Consider the following 16225-nt stretch of genomic DNA (forward strand, 5'->3'; position numbering starts at 1 on the left):
TCTGCTTTGCCGACGTCGCGCGGTTTGCCATGAGCGCCGCGCGGTTTGGTTCCCTCCGCCTATTCGCGCTTAACGTAGATTACCGAAGACCGGAGCCGGGAGTGCATAATCGTCCTACCATTGATCTGGTTGGCCTTTGCGTTGGGTGCTTCCCTCTTTCTCTGACACACTCCTCCGTGCCAAGCACCGCCGGGTCGTTCGAAACGCTCCGGCGGACGTATGACTTGCCCACAATTGGCCCACAGCGGCCGAGGGAGGCCAAGATTGGACTTCAAACCGTCATTTCCTTGTCGAACGCCATTGATGTTGGAGTGGACGGCCCCTGAACGGCATCAAAATGTGCCAGAATGAGCTGTTAAGATCTCAATCGAGGGGGCCGCCCATGGACAAGATTATTCGTATTGGCATGGATACGTCAAAACATGTTTTTCAGTTGCATGGCGTGAATGCTGCGGAAAAGCCGGTAGTGCGTAAGAAAATGCGACGCAAGGAGATGATCGACTTCTTCACGACCTGCCCGCCAACTTTGATCGCGATCGAGGCCTGTGGTGGTTCGCATCATTGGGCACGGCTGCTCGCCTCATTCGGACATGAGGTGAAGATGATCGCACCACAACTTGCTAAGCCCTACGTAAAGCGGAACAAGAACGACGCAGCCGACGCAGAAGGCCTGTGCGAGGCAATGAGCCGCCCAACGATGCGGTTTGTTCCGGTGAAGACAGCTGATGAACAAGCGGCACTCATGCTGATCAGCGTCCGTACCCGTCTCATAGCTAACCGCACCCAACTCGCCAACGCAATCCGGGGCTACGCCAATGAGTTTGGTGTCTCCGCAGCCAAGGGGCTGGCACATATCCCTCTGCTGCTTGAAAGGATACAAGCCGACGGGACTGTGCCAGAGCTCGCACAGGAATTGTTCATGAGCCAGGCCGAGGAATACGCTCAACTGGAGAAGAAGATTGCGGATGTGGAGGCCAAGGTAAAGGCTTGGCAGCGTAACGACGAACGCAGCATACGTCTCAACACCATTCCCGGCATTGGCCCAATCGGTTCGGCTCTTTTGATAATGAAGACACCTGCTCCGGAGCTCTTCAAATCTGCTCGCCAGTTCGCAGCCTGGATAGGGTTAACGCCAAAAGATCACTCGACCGGCGGCAAGCTGCGGCTCGGTGGTATCACGCGAGCCGGCGATGAAGCTCTGCGGGCCGTCTTGGTGAATGGAGCAACCGCTGTCATTCATCACGCCCGGCGATCTGGCAAGGCTTCTCGATGGTTGGCGGAATTACTCAAGCGCAAGCCGCCTAAACTGGCAGCTGTCGCACTCGCTAACAAGATGGCGCGCATGGCTTGGAAACTCATGATTTCGGGGCAAACATACAGCGCACAATTAGGAGGAGCTTTGACGGGATGCGCCGCATGAAGATCGGCGAGCAAAAATCTCGGACATCCTGATCTTCACCACGTGTTGGTGATACTACAACTTGCAAGATAATAGCAGATGGTGTGATCGATCGATCCGGGACACAGCATACCCCGGGATTCCCATTGGCCCGTCAAGGCCGCCTTGATGTTTGGGACCTGTGTTGCGGAAACCATCTTGGCCAGCGTTCATGTGCGAACGCAACAACAGGCCGGACATATGGACGCAAGCGATCAGATCAAATTATCTCGAAATATCTTGCGAGTCGGGGGCCGTCCACATATGGGAATCGAACTCCCGACCTTCTGGATCGGTTGAGACCAATTCACTGATTATTTGTGATAATCTCCTCTTCGATAGATAAAGAGAAAGAACTTTCTGGCGCGGCGTGGCCTAGTTGTCACCGTCACGGGTTCGCCTTTGGTCGAGCGTTAGATAAAGGAAGGTTGCCGAAAGGGTTTGGCAAATCGCTAAACGTGGGGTAGAACATTGTTCTTGTTGTCAGCCCCAAGAAAAAATGTCACCAACGACTATTCAATATACCAGCGAGCAAGCCAGAACCTTCGCTGATGTCAGTCCAGAGGCTTGGCGCCATTGGCGCAAGGTCATTCCGTGGCTTGCCGCAAAATCTGGCAAGGGCGCGCGGTTTACGGCTGGCGAGTTGATCGCGCTGGCGGCGCTATCGTCGGCGGTCCACACTTTGGATATCGGGATCGCAAAGTTTGCCTCGCGATGGGATGAGCTTTTCGGGCTTTGTGCGCAGCAAAGCGCTGGTGCGCTACGATCGGCGGTCGTTGTCGTGACGGCAGACAGTCTCGAACTTGCAGTTGCCGGATTGAGCTCAGCTGAGCAGCCTGCGATCGTCATCCCCTGCGCGCCGATCGTCGATCGGCTTTCTGATGCAGCCCTATCGCCGGGCCTTGCGCAAGGGCAGATCCCGCTTCCATTCGCACCGCAAGCGGTCGGCGGGAAGCGTCGATGAGCGAACTGCTTGACAGGGTCGTCGACCTTCTGGGGTACCGGGGCGATGCCGGCTTTGTGCCAGCGAATTTGTTCGCCAGCCAGCCAAGCCATCGACATGCCCTCCGCCTTGCCGCAGAGCTGATGAATGTTCGTGCTGCTTTCGGCCTTTGGACCGGCGCTCAGGGAACGCTGCTTGGGCCCAAGCACGCAAGATTTACGCCACTGGTTTATTTGTCCGAGGTCAGTGATGCCGAAGATGCGATGCGCGTGCATCGCAGCGTTTGGAGCCAGGGGCTTGCGCCCTATCTCGTGGCCGTCGCACCCGACCGCCTCTGGGTTTGCCAGGGCTTTGCTTTTTCTTCTTCACGGTGGGAGCGGCATGCAACGGAGGTAGCGCTCGCGCCAGCCGACGCGCTTTTGGGTCTTCGCGATCAGTCGGCGTTGGCGCCCTTGTCCGCGAAGGTGATGCGGAGCTCGCTTGCCTGGCGCGACGAAGCGCGGACGGCAGATGAGTTTGTTGACGAACGTCTGCTTCGCTCTCTGGCGGAGCTGTCGATTGCTTTTTCCACGCAGACGCAATCGCGGCGAGCGTTGGCACCGACCGTCATCAATGCGCTGATTGCCAGACTGCTATACTTTTATTTCCTTGTCGATCGTGGCTTCATCACTGTCGAGCGGCTTGCCGAATGGGATTTGAAGGGGATAAGTTTGGCCGCCGACGGAGAATGGTCGCATGAGGAAATCAGGACCCTTTTTGAGCGTCTCGATGACGTCTTCAACGGCAGCATCTTTCCGATGCCTAAGGACTACGTAAGCGCCTATGATGCCGAGCATTTGAACCTGTTGAGACGCGTGCTCCGCCATGCAGCATTGTTCCCCTCCCCGCCACGCAATTGGAACGGGCGCATGCCACCTCGCGGCCGTTCCTCATGGGAAATGTGGTCCTTCTACCGCGCAATTGTGAGACAGCGGTTTTCGTCGAGCCGCCCATTGCCACGAGTTTCTTTATCGTCGCATGTTTTGCAAAGTTCGCCGGCAAACAGCTTCCGCGGCGACATCGCGACTTTCTCAAGGCCTTGGCAGCATACATGGCGTCAGACAGCTTTCGTTACCTGTGCTTTGTCAGCGGCCGCCGGATGATAATTGATAGGGCCAACATCGAATTGAGCGCCGTTCTCGATCTTCCGTGGCCCTTCGGCGGCTTGGATAGCAATGACTGGATCGAACTTCTGGCAAAGGCTCCTGCGGAACGCGAGCAAATGATTTGCAAGATGCTGGGCTTGCCGCCGCTCTATCAACATATGATCGCAGAGTTCGCATCGTTCCGAGAAGGGTTCACGGATGGTGGGACACCGACGGAGGCATTGTGTGAATGCCGGGAAAGCGAGCTCGAAACTTACACGGCTGGCCTTCTTCACGAGATAGACGGCGGACGAAACCGCTACAATGCAAGCGTATTGAAACTCGACGGCGACTTGCTCGCTGTTGTGGTCGAGTATAAGGCGGCCGGCGTTGTGCCTGACGGCAGGGCCAAAGACTTCGCCGTTCGGGCGTTGAACACCTATACCAACGATAGCGCGAGTGCCGTGACGCAAAGCCGCTTCCTGTGGCAATCGCGGGAGGCGATGGCGAGCGTACTCGTCAAGCCACGCGAGCGGATGCACTGGACTCTGGAACGGGCGTTCGCCGATGCAGATCTGATTACTGCGGCTGCAATGGCTGGGTATGACAGCAAAGAGGCTGTATGACGGCGTCGATATCGTTACAGCAATGGCTTGTCGAGCGTGGTTTGACCTACCAGGAGGCGGACCTGTGGAGCGAGTTCATCGCAGATGCGCTTCTTCTCCTGGAAGACGGGCACAGCCTGTTGCGGACACCACAGGAATGGCTTTCGTTTCTTGGTGGATGCAAAACCACCCGCCCCACGGAGCCAGAGATTACCTCCGGCCTTGGCGACCGGATGCGACGCCTGAGAAACGATGCCGAAATCGACAGCAATCGCGACCGCATCCACTTAAGCTATGAAAGTCCGACACCCGGTGACGAACGGCATGGCAATCGCAAATCCAAGGCCGATTTCCGTTTTGAGCGGAAGTTCGAGGCTGGACGCGCCGTTGCCTTCGTTATGGAGGCAAAACCCTTGCGAACACCGGGTGACATCGCAGGACGATATCTGGCTGCCGATGGTCTTGGTTGTTTCATCGAACGACAGCCGCCTTACTCGAAGGAACTTGCGGCCGGAATGGTTGGCTATGCCTTCGCCAATTCATCGACTTGGCTGACTGCGCTGATGGCGGCACTCTCGAGTGGCATTGCAGCCAGCAGAATGGCGCCCGTCGAGCTTGGACTACAGCGGACGTCCCTCGCGTCCGACCATGGCCGGCCCGGGCTAGGATTGGACGCGCTAACGGTCCTGCATGCCGTGCTTGATTTTGCGGATGAGAGCGTGGCTGGCTGAAGCGAGTTGCAAGTTGGCGAGGCGCGTCAATTAGTCAGGCATACAGGCTAATCTGTCTCCGGAAGATTCAAAGGTCAGCGGTGAGGGGAACCGCTGTGTCGCGCCGATGTGATCCGGATCCTCGGGATCGACGAGAAGATGGCCATTAACCCAGTTGCCCTTCACGTTCCGAAAGCCTGACGCAGCTCGACATTAGAAAAAACTAGATCGACGCCCGGAAGACGTCCATCGCGGTGCTTCGCGTCACGAACGCGCTCATAGGTGCCGAGCAGATAGTAGTCGGTTACACCCAACGCACTGATCGCACGCGTTATCTCCTCGATCTTCGAAAGATATTGTCCCCAGGTACCGGTGAGCCCCATGTTCATAAGCCGGGGACGGTGCTGAATGACCATTTCAGAGGCTCAGACAACATTGAAGAGCTCAGGGCGTTGCTTTCAAAACCCGGACGACGAGTTACTTATCTTCTGTCAGCGAATCCATGGAACGAGCGCCCCTCTGAAGGCCACAAAGACCTTTGCGTGTACAGCTGAAGTTTGCAATAGATTTCATTGCACTCTTGGCTATGAGATCAGTGTAACCCTTTGAGGCGGGTATTTGGAGAGTAGCATGGGTGAAGCAAAAATTGGGCGGGAAAAGCTTCGAGCGACAATGATAGCCGAGCTAGAGCGGCTGATGGTGCCTGCCTCAGCCGAAGAAGACGCTCTTAACGACGAAATACGTGCATTATCATTCTACAAGTTCGACCGAGTGCCAGACGAGCAGCTGGCTTATATGAAAATGGAAGCCCAGCGCTGCCACCAGAACGCGGCGGCATATGCTAAGCTCGATCCGTCGGGTGAAAGTCGCCCCGTATCTGGCTGGTGGAAACGGAATCGCATATTTTATTTTCACTCTGTCATCCTATCCAAGACTAAATTGTACTGCATAACCCCACACCAGGATCGTGCACCGCTACAATTCGCACCCGACTTCGAAATTGCTTGGCACGAGAGTGGCGGCGTGATGAATGCTTATCGGCGTGGATCAAATCTACCATATCTCGTCCGCGACTTTCCCGAGAAGGTGATTGAAGAAGCGACAGAAGCTCATGAGGCTTTGATGAAGGGGGCTGACCCTCGGTCGATCAAGATCGCTCTGTAGTCGCTGCCATCGAACCCGCGGCATAAGTCGAACGCCGCTCGGCTGGACGTGCAGCGCCACATGCTTCGCCGTGCTACCTGGCGGCGCTTCGCCGTAGGCCTCAAATCAAGACTACTTGCGCCCGCAGTGGAAAAACCACGCGCCGGTGACCTTAAATAATCGCAGGAAAGTACTTAAATCATCCAAATATCCGGCGACATTAACCCATCTCCCGTATAATGATCGTCCTGGTAGTAGAGAGGGTGCTTCACGATGGATTTCATTACGGCTCATTTCTCGGAGATCGTATCGCTAATCGTTGGGTTGATTGGCGGCGGCACGATTGGTTCTCTCGTGACTTTTAAATTCGTAGGCGGCCAGCGGCGGCAGCAATGTGAACCAATCTGGGTCGAAGGCAGGCGGTGATATCGTCGGCGGTAACAAGTCCAGCAGGTAAACCGGTAAGGCGCAACGTGGTACCAGCACTTGTAACGCAGTCAAACGCGTCTGCCGGCGGTGATATCGTCGCTGGAAATAAGACTATTCATCACAACTACCCAGTCGTGGCGTCGAGAATTGAGGCCCTGATGCTCGGGCTCGCCAAAGAAATTGAGACGAAGCAAGAGGTGAAGGGCATCATCGACAGTTTGCAATTCTATTTCAAGCAGATAGCTCCTGATGGGATTGCAGGCCTAGAAGCCAAGCTTAACCACGCCGGTCGTGGCGGGGAAATCTATATTGCGTACGAGAAAAAGGAGTTATTCGTGAAGCTCCTCGACAAATATTCGCTCTATGAATCTGCTCAAAAGATCTTCGCTTACCTATTGGCCAAAGTCGAACACGAATTCAATTTTGCCGTTCACCCTCAGGTCACCTATTGCGACGTCCTTCAGATTAACCAGCTAATAAGCGCTAAAATCGTGGAGCCCATTGTTGCCGAATGCGGCGTTGGTCCTTTGGATGTCAACCATAACGTAGCTATGGGCATGGTCTACTGGCTCGCCGAGCAATGCTTTGTAAGGTGGCACTGATGGTTCAGCTTTCATTCGAACCAGCGCTCGACCCGTACCACACCATGTTTCGCGCGCTTCGTCTCATGCCCATTGTCGTTTTGCATTTAACCGCAAGACTCTCACGAAAATAATTTCAATAAGATAGGCTGGCGCTTAATTTGAGACTTGGCAGTTAATTTGAGATTTTTCCTTTGATTTTGGCGCGTAATGTGAGATTCAACCGTCGACGAAATAGACGGTGTTCCTGCATGAACGATCCATTGCCCGACGAGATTGACGAAGCGCTTTGGGATGAGGCGTGTCGACGAGCCGAGGCGATCCGAGGATTTCTGATGCGTCGCTCCGGCAAGGTAGCGGCTGGGGACATGGCGCTGCTGGCTGCCGACCTCGAAGTCAGTCGGGCAACCGCATTCCGTCTTATCAAGCTATTTCGAAATGGGGGAACGGTAATGTCGCTGGTGGAGCGTAAACCCGGCCGGCCAGACGGCAGCCGAGTGCTCGACGACAAGCGAGAAGAAATCATTCGCACCACTATCAACCGGTATTACCTGAAGAAGAACCGCCCCAGCATTTCTCAACTGGTTCGGGATGTACAAACGGGCTGCATCTCGGCCGGGCTCAAGCCGCCACATCGTCGGACGATTGAAACTCGTCTCGAAGACATCGACCTGCAGAAACGCGCCAAACGACGGGGCGAAGCCGAAGTCGTGAAGCGAACAACTGCTGTTCCAGGAATGCTCGCTGCCTCGCGTCCACTCCAGATCGTCCAAGTCGATCATACCAAAGCAGATATCTTTGTCGTCGACGAGGAAACGCGTCTGCCAATCGGGAGGCCTTGGCTAACTCTTGCGATGGACGTTTGTAGCCGAATGGTGACCGGGTTTTACCTCACGATGGAAGCCCCTTCCCGGCTGTCGACCAGCTTATGCTTGCTACACTCCGTCTTTGACAAATCACCTTGGTTGCGGGAGCGCGAGATCATCGAACCGTGGCCCGTCGCTGGGCTCCCAGAGACATTGGATGTCGATAACGGCAGCGACTTCAGGAGCCGTGCTTTCAAGAGGGGGTGTGAGGATGCCGGAATCGCGATCGACTGGCGACCGCCGGGTGAACCGCGCTTCGGCGGCCATATCGAACGGTTGATCGGCACCCAGATGGGAAAACTCCACTTGCTGCCGGGCACGACTTTCAGCAATCCGCAGGAGCTCGGCGAATACGACTCGAAGCGGCATTCAGCTTTGACTTTGCGGGAACTCGAGCGATACATCGCCCTCGACATAGTCGGCACCTACCATCAGTCGATTCACAGCAGTCTGGGCCGCCCGCCAATCGCAGTCTGGCGCGAGCACGAAGGTGAAATTCCACTCCGATTGCCGCAGGACCGCATGCGTTTTTGGCTGACATTTCTGCCCGAGCAGGAGCGCACACTGCAGCCAACAGGGATTCATCTCTTCGGACTGCGCTATTGGTCGGCAGCCCTAAGTGCTGACGTCGGGAGGACGGATCGCCGCCTGCTCGTCAAATACGACCCAAGGGACATGTCTCGCGTTTTCGTGCGCCGACCTTCGGGCAGCTTCGTCGAAGCTCGCTACGCCGATCTTACCTTAGCCTCGGTAACGCTGCATGAAGCATTGGCTGCAAGGCGTACGCTGCTGGCGAAAGGGCGACGAGAGGTCAACACCCGCACGATCGTTAGTACGGCCCTTGAGCGGCGAAAACTGGTGGATGCGGCGCTGAAAGCGACGGCGTCCGCACGACGAGGCCGCACTGCCAGCACAAAAACGAAGGTGGATGACAGCGGGTGGGGCTCGCTTCGGGGTATCGACTCCAGCAAACCTGTGGCTTTTGATGAGGACACGGAGTGAGCGGGAATGAACACAGGAACCTCCCACCTGACTGCAAACGCCGCGGCACTGCTCGGTGAAGCGGACAAGCAGCGCGTCCGCGCGATAAGATCACGTCGCTGGCTCGTCTATCCGCGTGCCAAGCAGGTACTCGATCGCCTCAACTTCTTGGTAGACCATCCGCGCGGGACGCGAATGCCTTCCATCGCCATATACGGCGACAGCGGAATGGGCAAAACAATGATCATGAAGCGTTTCCGTGACCAGCATCCGCCAAGCTTCAATTCGCTCACCGGCAGGCTGAAGACGCCTGTTCTCGCGATGGAGATGACCAGTCGGCCCGGCGAAAGACGATTCTATGCCGAACTTCTGACCCTCCTCGGCGCACCGCAGCGGCCGCGCGCTGATATCGCACAGATGGAACAAGCAGCGTTGCGCATCATGGAAGCGATAGGCGTGCAAGTCCTAGTGATCGACGAGGTGCATAACATCCTCGCTGGAACATATCGCGAGCAACGCATCGTGCTCAATACGCTGCGTTTTCTTAGCAACCGCCTTCAGATCTCGCTCGTTTGCTTCGGGGTCAACGACGCCCGTGAGGCCATTGGTGGCGATGTACAACTGGCGCGCCGCTTCGAACAGTTCACGCTGAGCCGCTGGGCTGCAAACGAGCAGTTCGAAATCTTGGTCGCCTTGATGCTGCGCAACACGCCATTGCGTTACCCGTCTGTGTTAACCGCAAAATCACTGCGACGGATACTGCAGATCACCGAGGGCATCACGGCTAACATCTTCCACATGATCAACTCCCTGGCTATCGAGGCAATCGAAAGCGGAGGCGAGCGCATTACCGATGAAGCCATTGAAAAGTGGGAACCGGAATTTGACGCCGAAGCAGCGTTCGCATGACGGGGATATACGCACGGCAATTGCCAGTAACGTTCCCTCCCTGCACCGATGAACTTCTGTCGTCGTGGATCATCCGGCACGCCGCATTTTACGCCATCTCTCCCTTGGCCATGCTTCGGCATTGCCTTCCCGAGGCGCTGTCATTGCGCACGGCCGATTTAGATCTCACCGAAGATCAGGTCGATCGCGTAGCTTCTATATTCTCGGTCGATCCGGTCACGGTCCGCCGCATGACTTTCACGAATGTGCCGCAATCGTCACGGCGGCTGATTGCAGGCGAGCCTCGGCAATCCTGCAGCAGGTGTCTCCGAATTGTCGACGGATCGCACATCATTCTTCGGAGCCAACTTCTTGGCTGGCGGATCACCTGCCCGCTTTGCGGCGGTCGCCTTCAAACCATTGGCGAGCGTGACCGTCCCTCTCCTTTCAGCGGCTACCACCATGCTGCGCTGATAGGAGAAGGGATGCTTCACGACGAGGCCGAGCGTGGTATCCAAAACTGGGTATCGCCAAGTGAAATTGCCCGCCTCCTGCTGATGCGACGCGTTCCAAAGTCGTTTCCCGATCGCTACGAACCGTCAAGCTACAGAGTGCTCGGCGTCATCATTCCGGATCTCGACGACGTTCTAAAGATGGAAACTGGGGAACTACCGACCCCAGCAAGCCCGATTTTGCAGCTGCACTTGCGGCCAGCTCTTTTAGCGGGTGTGGCCATCGTCCAGCGAGCTGGGCCGGAGATGCTTTTTATGCTGCATGGCCATATGATGGGTGAGAATAAAGCCCGCTTCGGCAATGCTATAGAAGAGATGGTGGACTGCGGGCGCCAGTCGCGGAGGTCTTCGCAGTTGCACTTAATTTGAGATTCTCAGCCCACGGAATCTCAAATTAAATGCAAACCAAGAAAGAAATGGCCGCATTCTTACGCTTAAGTGCCAAACGACAGGCCTCGCCACATGACGATGTTGCCTGGCGGCGGGTCTTTTGTCCGGGCAAGATAACCGCCCAATCTGGCAATCTTGATCAGGTAGGATGACAAGGGTTTCAGCTCGCCGAATTGGGCGGGTTTGTCGGCGATAAGACGATCGAGCAGCTTCATCTCGACGACGGTGATCGCCAGTTCCGGTCTTGCGCCGGGCATAGTACGATTGAGCATGGTCATCCAGAATACCCGCCAAGCCAGGATACAGAAGACGGCAATCAGGCGGACGAGCCGCTCAGCCGTCCGCAATTTGGCTTCTTCTGCCCTGCAACCGGATTTCAGAATCTTATGGAAAACCTCGATTTTCCAGCGCATTGCATACCAATGCAGCTTTTCGACCGCGTCGGCAGCCGACTGGACCGGCAGGTCTGTGATCAGCTTCCAGTCGATGCGCGGCCGGTTCTGCGGTTCGTCCCGTTCCTGGGCGTAAATGACGGTGAGATCGAGAGCCGGATAGCGCTTCTGCTTGCCGATCGGCGGCAGAACACGGATGCGGCGATATCGAATTTCGACGGCAGCCGTTTCCCGATTTCCCTTGTCGTCGCGAACCTCGATCTCATGAACGTCCCCGACCGGCACGTCCTTCATTTCGGCGGCAATCGTATGATCACCATCGCCCGCCAGCCGATCGACGCATGTGCGGACCAGGAAATGGGTACCGAGATCATGGGCCATGCAGAAGAGCTCGTAGATATCGCTTTCACGGTCGCCGATATGCACGCATCGACCAGGATCCCCGAGCAAGGCGACGGATTGCCGAATGTTTTCCAGCCAGCGGAAACTCTCCTTCTGCTCGATGGGAACCCGCGTCGGATTGATCTTCTTCTTCAACGCCGCCGTGCCCTTGAACTTCGACCGCGTCCAGAACTTGATAGCTGAAAGCCCCAGCGGCAGCCCATCGAGCGTGACCGCCAGGCTGGAATGCATCAGCAGACCGCAGACCGTGTGCATCCTGAAACGCCCGGCTTTGTCCTTGCCACTGTTGATGCGATACGTCATGCCGATCGCATCGGTGCTTTCCCGTTGATAGGTAAATTCCGTCGTGTCCTGCAAGACCAGGATGGGACCGGACGCGGCAACAAAACGGCGTCGGGTGGACTGGAAATGACCGGCGAGAATGTCCGCTTCCCCGACGCGGTCGTTCGAGAAGAAGCGGTAGGCCGCCTTCGTGTTAGCCCAGTCCTGACATGCCAGAGGGATGCTCGCGCCGATAGAGCCGCCCATCCTCTCCACCAATTGCCGCAGTCGCCGGTCAAGGCGCTTGTCTGCAAGACTGCAACCGGCAAGCTCTTCATCAAACCATGATGTCGTTGTTCCGTCCATGCACCGCCGCTCCTCGATTCGGTGCCAGACAAGGAATCACAACGGATTCCACCAACGCAAGAGATGTGGGTAATTGAAAGCTTCGCCGGATGCTTACGGCAGGACGCCTGCCATGTTCGTCAAAAGCGCAACGGCAGACACGACCATGAGTGTGACAGCCGCCGCTCCCAGAGTTCCCGCGCGTAAACCGCGGTTGGTAGAAGTTGTTTCTTGAGTCATTCAAGTTCCCCTAGCAAGAAATCCGCAGCATAAGGGGGTTCACTATTATCACCGGCGGTTACTTATTATTTAGGCGCTAGAAATTTTATCAAGGGGCGCCCAAGCGATCGTCATTCTCAGCGCGGAGAAACAAGGTCGATGGTGAATAGGTGGGGCGCGGAGAGAGCGTGGACCGGCAGCCAAATTTACGACATACTTAATCCCCACAACGTTCCATGTATTGAGATATCGCGCCGGAGCGCTTTAATTACAACCATGTCGCTCAGGTATCATAGACTGTCGACGATGCCGCCTTCAACCCGTAACGCAGCGCCTGTAGTAGCCGAAGCTTCGCGAGAGCAAACATACACGACCATGTTGGCGACCTCGTCAACAGTAGCCGCCCGTCTGATAATCGACGAAGGTCTTGTTGATAAGACGAACTCGGCGGCTGCGACCTCCAATTTTTCTCCCGTTTCATCATCACCTACCTGTAGCATACGAGCCACGCCCTCCGACAGAGTTGGCCCAGGCAACACCGAGTTCACAGTCACACCAGTTCCGGCCATCCGCTTAGCTAGGCCGCGTCCAATAGAAAGTTGAGCGGTCTTCGTGAAAGCGTAGGGAATGGAATCGGCAGGAATATTCAGCCCGGCCTCTGAGGAGATGAACACCACCCTGCCCCATCCTCTATCCTTCATTCGCGGTAGAAAAGCGCGGCTCAATCTGACACCGGAGAGAACGTTGACTTCAAACAGCTCTTCCCAAAGCACATCGTCAGTTTCAAAGAAGTCCTGCGGTCCATAGATTCCAAGATTGTTCACGAGAATATCGCAGTCCGGGTGGGCGCTGATAAGGGCTGCGCATCCTGCGCTGGTGCCAAGATCCCCTGCGAATCCATCGATCGAATTCTCCAACCGGGCCGACCCTAAGCTCCACTTTGCCCGATCAATAGCAGCTTGTGTCCTTCCATTGATTACAACGCTTGCACCAGCAACTGCCAGTCCTCGCGCAATTGCCAGGCCGATGCCCGACGTAGAGCCCGTGACAATTGCCTTCTTGCCCGTCAGATCGATTTTCATAGATAGCTCCGTGAATGAATTCCACGCAAAAGGGTTTTTGGCGGCACGTGAGCCTATTGGTTCGCTCGCGGGTATCGGCAGGAGCTTTGACGCTGACCGCCTCGGGGCCAGTGTCACTAAAGCCGTCGCACCATCGTCAACGTTTAAGCCGCGTCAGACGAAAAGCCAAAATAGGCTGCATCCAGTGCTGCCGTGTCAGTCAGCTTTTCGCTCTCGCCTTCGAGCACCACCTTGCCATTACGCAACACATAGATACGAGAGGCGAGCTCCATGATCCGACCTGTCGATTGTTCGACGATGAGCAAACTCAGACCCGTCTGATTTAGTTTCTTCAGACTGTCGTATACTTGGTCGACCACCAGCGGCGCTAGACCTAAAGAGGGTTCGTCGATCATCAGGAGCGCCGGCCGCTGTAAAATTGATCGGGCGATTGCTAGCTGCTGCTGCTCACCCCCCGACAAATTCCCAGCGATACCATACAACCTCTCCCGAAGGATCGGGAAGATTCCGAGCACCATTTCCATATCGGAGTGGACTTCCTCGGAGTTCTTCCGGATCATCGCACCGACTTTTAGGTTCTCCTGCACGGTCAGTGTCTTAAATATATGCCGGCCCTCCGGAATAAGGGCCAAGCCTTCACGACATAGCTTCTCTGGTGCGCGCCCGTCGATCCGGTCGCCACGGAAGTGGATTTCACCGGCAGTTGGGTTCATCAGTCCCGAAATCGTCTTCAGCAGTGTCGACTTGCCTGCGCCATTGGGACCGACGACGAACACCACCTCCCCTTTGGCTACTGTAATATTGACGCTTTTGAGAGCAGTGAGCCGACCATAGCCTGCGACCAGTTGCTTTACTTCGAGCATTATTCTCTCCAGTTACCAGAACCTGCCAGCGGGGCGGCGCAAAAACCGTCTCGCAGCACGATGCCATTATTCATTGTCACACGAGAACTCACTTCAAAGCATCTACCGGAACGGCTCTCTCGTTATTGACTGACCACGGCCATCTCAATTCTTTACCGCCCATGATTCCGGCTTTTCGGAACATTAGGATCAACAACATAATACTGGCTAAGATTAGCTCCTGCGAACCTGCCGGGATGGCAACCTGAGTCGATCCGACCAAAAAGCCAACCTCAGCGCGACGAAAGACTTCGATGACTACGCTGATGAGCGTAACGCCAACTACGGCACCCGCCAAGCTTTGCATTCCGCCTATCACAAGCATGGCCACAATGAGGAACGTATGGTTCAAGAAAAAGTTTGCGATAGACACCGTCCCCATGAAGTGGGCAAACAGAACCCCTGCCAAACCAGCGACAAAGCCAGACAGCGTGAAGGCGATGAGGCGCGACCAGTATAGCGAAGTGCCGGAAGCCTGCGCCGCAACCTCATCTTCCCGCGCGGCACGCAGCATCAAACCCCAGCGCGACAATTGGTAAAGATAAGCGATCACAATTGTGAACAGGGCGCATCCCAATGCTATCCAGATCGTCACATAGACAGGCAGCCCGACAATGGTGGAGCTTCCCATGGTCACCGTGGTCCAATTTGAGTAGATCACGTTCAATATGAACATGAGAGCGAGGGTAGAAATCGAGGCGCTAAGGCTGGAGAGGCGCATGAGGATGAGGCCGGAAACGAACGCGACACCACCAGCTAACGCGATTGAAGTCAGCGCCGCGGGCAAAAGGGGAAACGTGTTGTCTCTGATGAAGGCCGGCAAGCCGGACATGGTTATGGGCTTAAGCATCGCGCAGCACGTTTGCCACGCCGTCGCGTACGCGGCGATTGCACAAAACGTCATATGCCCGAAGGAAACAATCCCGGAGTTTCCGGCGAAAATATAAAGACCGACTGCAAATACCAGACGGATAAGTGCTTCAGTGGAAACGCGTTCCAAGCCCGCAGTTCCAAACTGATCGATTGCCCAAACCACCAGTATCAAGGGAATAGCCAAAGCTGTGACCGGGAATAGCCGTTCGTTTATCCGCATTAAACTCTCTCCTTCGAAGCGCTTGTCACTATCAGCCCCTGCGGCCGCAGAAGCAGAATAAGAATGACGATCCCAAACACACCCGCGTCGCGGAACGATCGCATTTCTTCAGGCAAATATGCTTGGAGGAAAACACTCAAAATCCCAACTATGTATCCACCCAAGACAGCGCCGGGCAACGACCCGATGCCGCCGATCACAGTGGCAAAAAAAGCATAAACTGTTGGCATCAGACCCATCCGGATATCGAGGGTTCCGGTCTGGATCACAAAAAGCAACGAAATCGCACCCCCGAGAATACCACTGATTGCAAACGCGATGGCGATTACCCTGTTGGCGGCCACGCCGAGTAGACGCGCCATTGAGAAATTCTCTGAGGCAGCACGCAACTGGATGCCGATATTGGTTCGCTTTAGAAACAGAACCAGGACAATCAGTAGCACAAGGGCCACTGCCATCGCGAGGAACTGTACTCCGCCCACTCGCAGCCCGAATATGTCGATTGGGCGGGTCAGGGCGGCGCCGATACTGACCGTTTTAGGACGGCCACCGTGGAACATGATGATTAGACTCTGCAAAAAGTAGCTTACTGCGAATGATGAAATGAGAAGCGTAGTGGGATCAGTATTGCGCAACGGCCTGAATGCGATCCGCTCAGTGATAAGCGCCAAAACGGTGACGGTAAGAACGACGCAAAAGATCATCAATCCCCAGTGCAGACCGCCGAACATCATGCTTGGGGTTGCTGCTACTGTCGGAACAACGAGCGAGTAGGCTCCCACAGTAATATAATCCGCCTGCGCGAAATTGATCAGCTTCATAACCCCGAACACTAGACCGATCGCGAGCGCGACAAGAGCGTAGAGGCTACCAAGGGCGACAGCATCGATAAAAACCTGAATAAAGTTAGTCATGAGGC

General features: G+C 55.6%; 16 protein-coding genes. 10 read left to right on the top strand and 6 right to left on the bottom strand.

Annotated features, from left to right (window positions below):
- The first annotated feature begins 382 nt into the window (after window positions 1-382).
- The 5 genes from GSF67_RS24605 to GSF67_RS24625 all read left to right on the top strand — a co-directional run bounded on the left by GSF67_RS24605 (window position 383) and on the right by GSF67_RS24625 (window position 4841).
- Window positions 383-1420: an IS110 family transposase gene (locus GSF67_RS24605; RefSeq protein WP_035216673.1), complete on the top strand. Its 1038-nt coding sequence runs from the start codon at window positions 383-385 to the stop codon at window positions 1418-1420.
- A 517-nt stretch (window positions 1421-1937) separates the two neighbouring features.
- Complete coding sequence (locus tag GSF67_RS24610) at window positions 1938-2402, top strand: hypothetical protein (protein WP_006316184.1); 465 nt, start codon at window positions 1938-1940, stop codon at window positions 2400-2402.
- Window positions 2399-3523: a hypothetical protein gene (locus GSF67_RS24615; protein WP_006316183.1), complete on the top strand. Its 1125-nt coding sequence runs from the start codon at window positions 2399-2401 to the stop codon at window positions 3521-3523. The genes GSF67_RS24610 and GSF67_RS24615 overlap by 4 nt, the downstream gene beginning before the upstream one ends.
- A complete protein-coding gene (locus GSF67_RS24620; protein ID WP_128822106.1) occupies window positions 3472-4131 on the top strand; it encodes a hypothetical protein in 660 nt (219 codons plus the stop codon). Before GSF67_RS24615 ends, GSF67_RS24620 begins: the two co-directional genes overlap by 52 nt.
- Complete coding sequence (locus GSF67_RS24625) at window positions 4128-4841, top strand: hypothetical protein (protein WP_006316181.1); 714 nt, start codon at window positions 4128-4130, stop codon at window positions 4839-4841. The genes GSF67_RS24620 and GSF67_RS24625 overlap by 4 nt, the downstream gene beginning before the upstream one ends.
- A gap of 161 nt (window positions 4842-5002) precedes the next feature.
- Here the strand turns inward: GSF67_RS24625 and GSF67_RS26155 are convergent, their stop codons facing one another.
- Complete coding sequence (locus GSF67_RS26155) at window positions 5003-5236, bottom strand: hypothetical protein (RefSeq protein ID WP_006316179.1); 234 nt, start codon at window positions 5234-5236, stop codon at window positions 5003-5005.
- Between the two features lie 214 nt (window positions 5237-5450).
- On the opposite strand from GSF67_RS26155, the gene GSF67_RS24635 reads away from it, so the two are divergent.
- The 5 genes from GSF67_RS24635 (at window position 5451) to GSF67_RS24655 (ending at window position 10589) form a co-directional block, all read left to right on the top strand.
- Window positions 5451-5984: a hypothetical protein gene (locus tag GSF67_RS24635; protein ID WP_006316178.1), complete on the top strand. Its 534-nt coding sequence runs from the start codon at window positions 5451-5453 to the stop codon at window positions 5982-5984.
- A gap of 452 nt (window positions 5985-6436) precedes the next feature.
- Window positions 6437-6994, top strand: coding sequence for an ABC-three component system protein (locus GSF67_RS24640; protein WP_035216670.1), 558 nt, complete (start codon window positions 6437-6439; stop codon window positions 6992-6994).
- 230 nt (window positions 6995-7224) lie between these two features.
- Window positions 7225-8841: a Mu transposase C-terminal domain-containing protein gene (locus GSF67_RS24645; RefSeq protein WP_035216668.1), complete on the top strand. Its 1617-nt coding sequence runs from the start codon at window positions 7225-7227 to the stop codon at window positions 8839-8841.
- A gap of 6 nt (window positions 8842-8847) precedes the next feature.
- Window positions 8848-9729, top strand: coding sequence for a TniB family NTP-binding protein (locus GSF67_RS24650; protein ID WP_006316175.1), 882 nt, complete (start codon window positions 8848-8850; stop codon window positions 9727-9729).
- Window positions 9726-10589 carry a TniQ family protein gene (locus GSF67_RS24655; RefSeq protein ID WP_006316174.1) on the top strand — a complete coding sequence of 288 codons (864 nt, stop codon included), beginning with the start codon at window positions 9726-9728 and terminating at the stop codon, window positions 10587-10589. Before GSF67_RS24650 ends, GSF67_RS24655 begins: the two co-directional genes overlap by 4 nt.
- Before the next feature lie 65 nt (window positions 10590-10654).
- On the opposite strand, the gene GSF67_RS24660 is transcribed toward GSF67_RS24655, so the two are convergent.
- The 5 genes from GSF67_RS24660 to GSF67_RS24680 form a co-directional block, all read right to left on the bottom strand.
- A complete protein-coding gene (locus GSF67_RS24660; protein WP_006316173.1) occupies window positions 10655-12031 on the bottom strand; it encodes an IS4 family transposase in 1377 nt (458 codons plus the stop codon).
- Window positions 12032-12519: 488 nt separating this feature from the next.
- Window positions 12520-13311: an SDR family NAD(P)-dependent oxidoreductase gene (locus GSF67_RS24665; protein WP_006316172.1), complete on the bottom strand. Its 792-nt coding sequence runs from the start codon at window positions 13309-13311 to the stop codon at window positions 12520-12522.
- A gap of 143 nt (window positions 13312-13454) precedes the next feature.
- On the bottom strand, window positions 13455-14174 hold the full coding sequence (locus GSF67_RS24670) for an ABC transporter ATP-binding protein (RefSeq protein WP_006316171.1): 720 nt from the start codon (window positions 14172-14174) through the stop codon (window positions 13455-13457).
- 88 nt (window positions 14175-14262) lie between these two features.
- Window positions 14263-15306: a branched-chain amino acid ABC transporter permease gene (locus GSF67_RS24675; protein ID WP_006316170.1), complete on the bottom strand. Its 1044-nt coding sequence runs from the start codon at window positions 15304-15306 to the stop codon at window positions 14263-14265.
- Entirely contained in the window at window positions 15306-16220 is a 915-nt protein-coding gene (locus GSF67_RS24680) for a branched-chain amino acid ABC transporter permease (RefSeq protein WP_006316169.1), read from the bottom strand. Before GSF67_RS24680 ends, GSF67_RS24675 begins: the two co-directional genes overlap by 1 nt.
- Window positions 16221-16225: the final 5 nt, after the last annotated feature.

The sequence above is a fragment of the Agrobacterium sp. CGMCC 11546 genome (assembly GCF_013365515.1).
Lineage (GTDB): Bacteria > Pseudomonadota > Alphaproteobacteria > Rhizobiales > Rhizobiaceae > Agrobacterium > Agrobacterium fabrum.

Coding starts and splice junctions, on each gene's coding strand:
- GSF67_RS24605 (WP_035216673.1), top strand. CDS start 383: ATGGACAAGATTATTCGTATTGGCATGGATACGTCAAAACATGTTTTT.
- GSF67_RS24610 (WP_006316184.1), top strand. CDS start 1,938: ATGTCACCAACGACTATTCAATATACCAGCGAGCAAGCCAGAACCTTC.
- GSF67_RS24615 (WP_006316183.1), top strand. CDS start 2,399: ATGAGCGAACTGCTTGACAGGGTCGTCGACCTTCTGGGGTACCGGGGC.
- GSF67_RS24620 (WP_128822106.1), top strand. CDS start 3,472: ATGGCGTCAGACAGCTTTCGTTACCTGTGCTTTGTCAGCGGCCGCCGG.
- GSF67_RS24625 (WP_006316181.1), top strand. CDS start 4,128: ATGACGGCGTCGATATCGTTACAGCAATGGCTTGTCGAGCGTGGTTTG.
- GSF67_RS26155 (WP_006316179.1), bottom strand. CDS start 5,236: ATGGTCATTCAGCACCGTCCCCGGCTTATGAACATGGGGCTCACCGGT.
- GSF67_RS24635 (WP_006316178.1), top strand. CDS start 5,451: ATGGGTGAAGCAAAAATTGGGCGGGAAAAGCTTCGAGCGACAATGATA.
- GSF67_RS24645 (WP_035216668.1), top strand. CDS start 7,225: ATGAACGATCCATTGCCCGACGAGATTGACGAAGCGCTTTGGGATGAG.
- GSF67_RS24650 (WP_006316175.1), top strand. CDS start 8,848: ATGAACACAGGAACCTCCCACCTGACTGCAAACGCCGCGGCACTGCTC.
- GSF67_RS24655 (WP_006316174.1), top strand. CDS start 9,726: ATGACGGGGATATACGCACGGCAATTGCCAGTAACGTTCCCTCCCTGC.
- GSF67_RS24660 (WP_006316173.1), bottom strand. CDS start 12,031: ATGGACGGAACAACGACATCATGGTTTGATGAAGAGCTTGCCGGTTGC.
- GSF67_RS24665 (WP_006316172.1), bottom strand. CDS start 13,311: ATGAAAATCGATCTGACGGGCAAGAAGGCAATTGTCACGGGCTCTACG.
- GSF67_RS24670 (WP_006316171.1), bottom strand. CDS start 14,174: ATGCTCGAAGTAAAGCAACTGGTCGCAGGCTATGGTCGGCTCACTGCT.
- GSF67_RS24675 (WP_006316170.1), bottom strand. CDS start 15,306: ATGCGGATAAACGAACGGCTATTCCCGGTCACAGCTTTGGCTATTCCC.
- GSF67_RS24680 (WP_006316169.1), bottom strand. CDS start 16,220: ATGACTAACTTTATTCAGGTTTTTATCGATGCTGTCGCCCTTGGTAGC.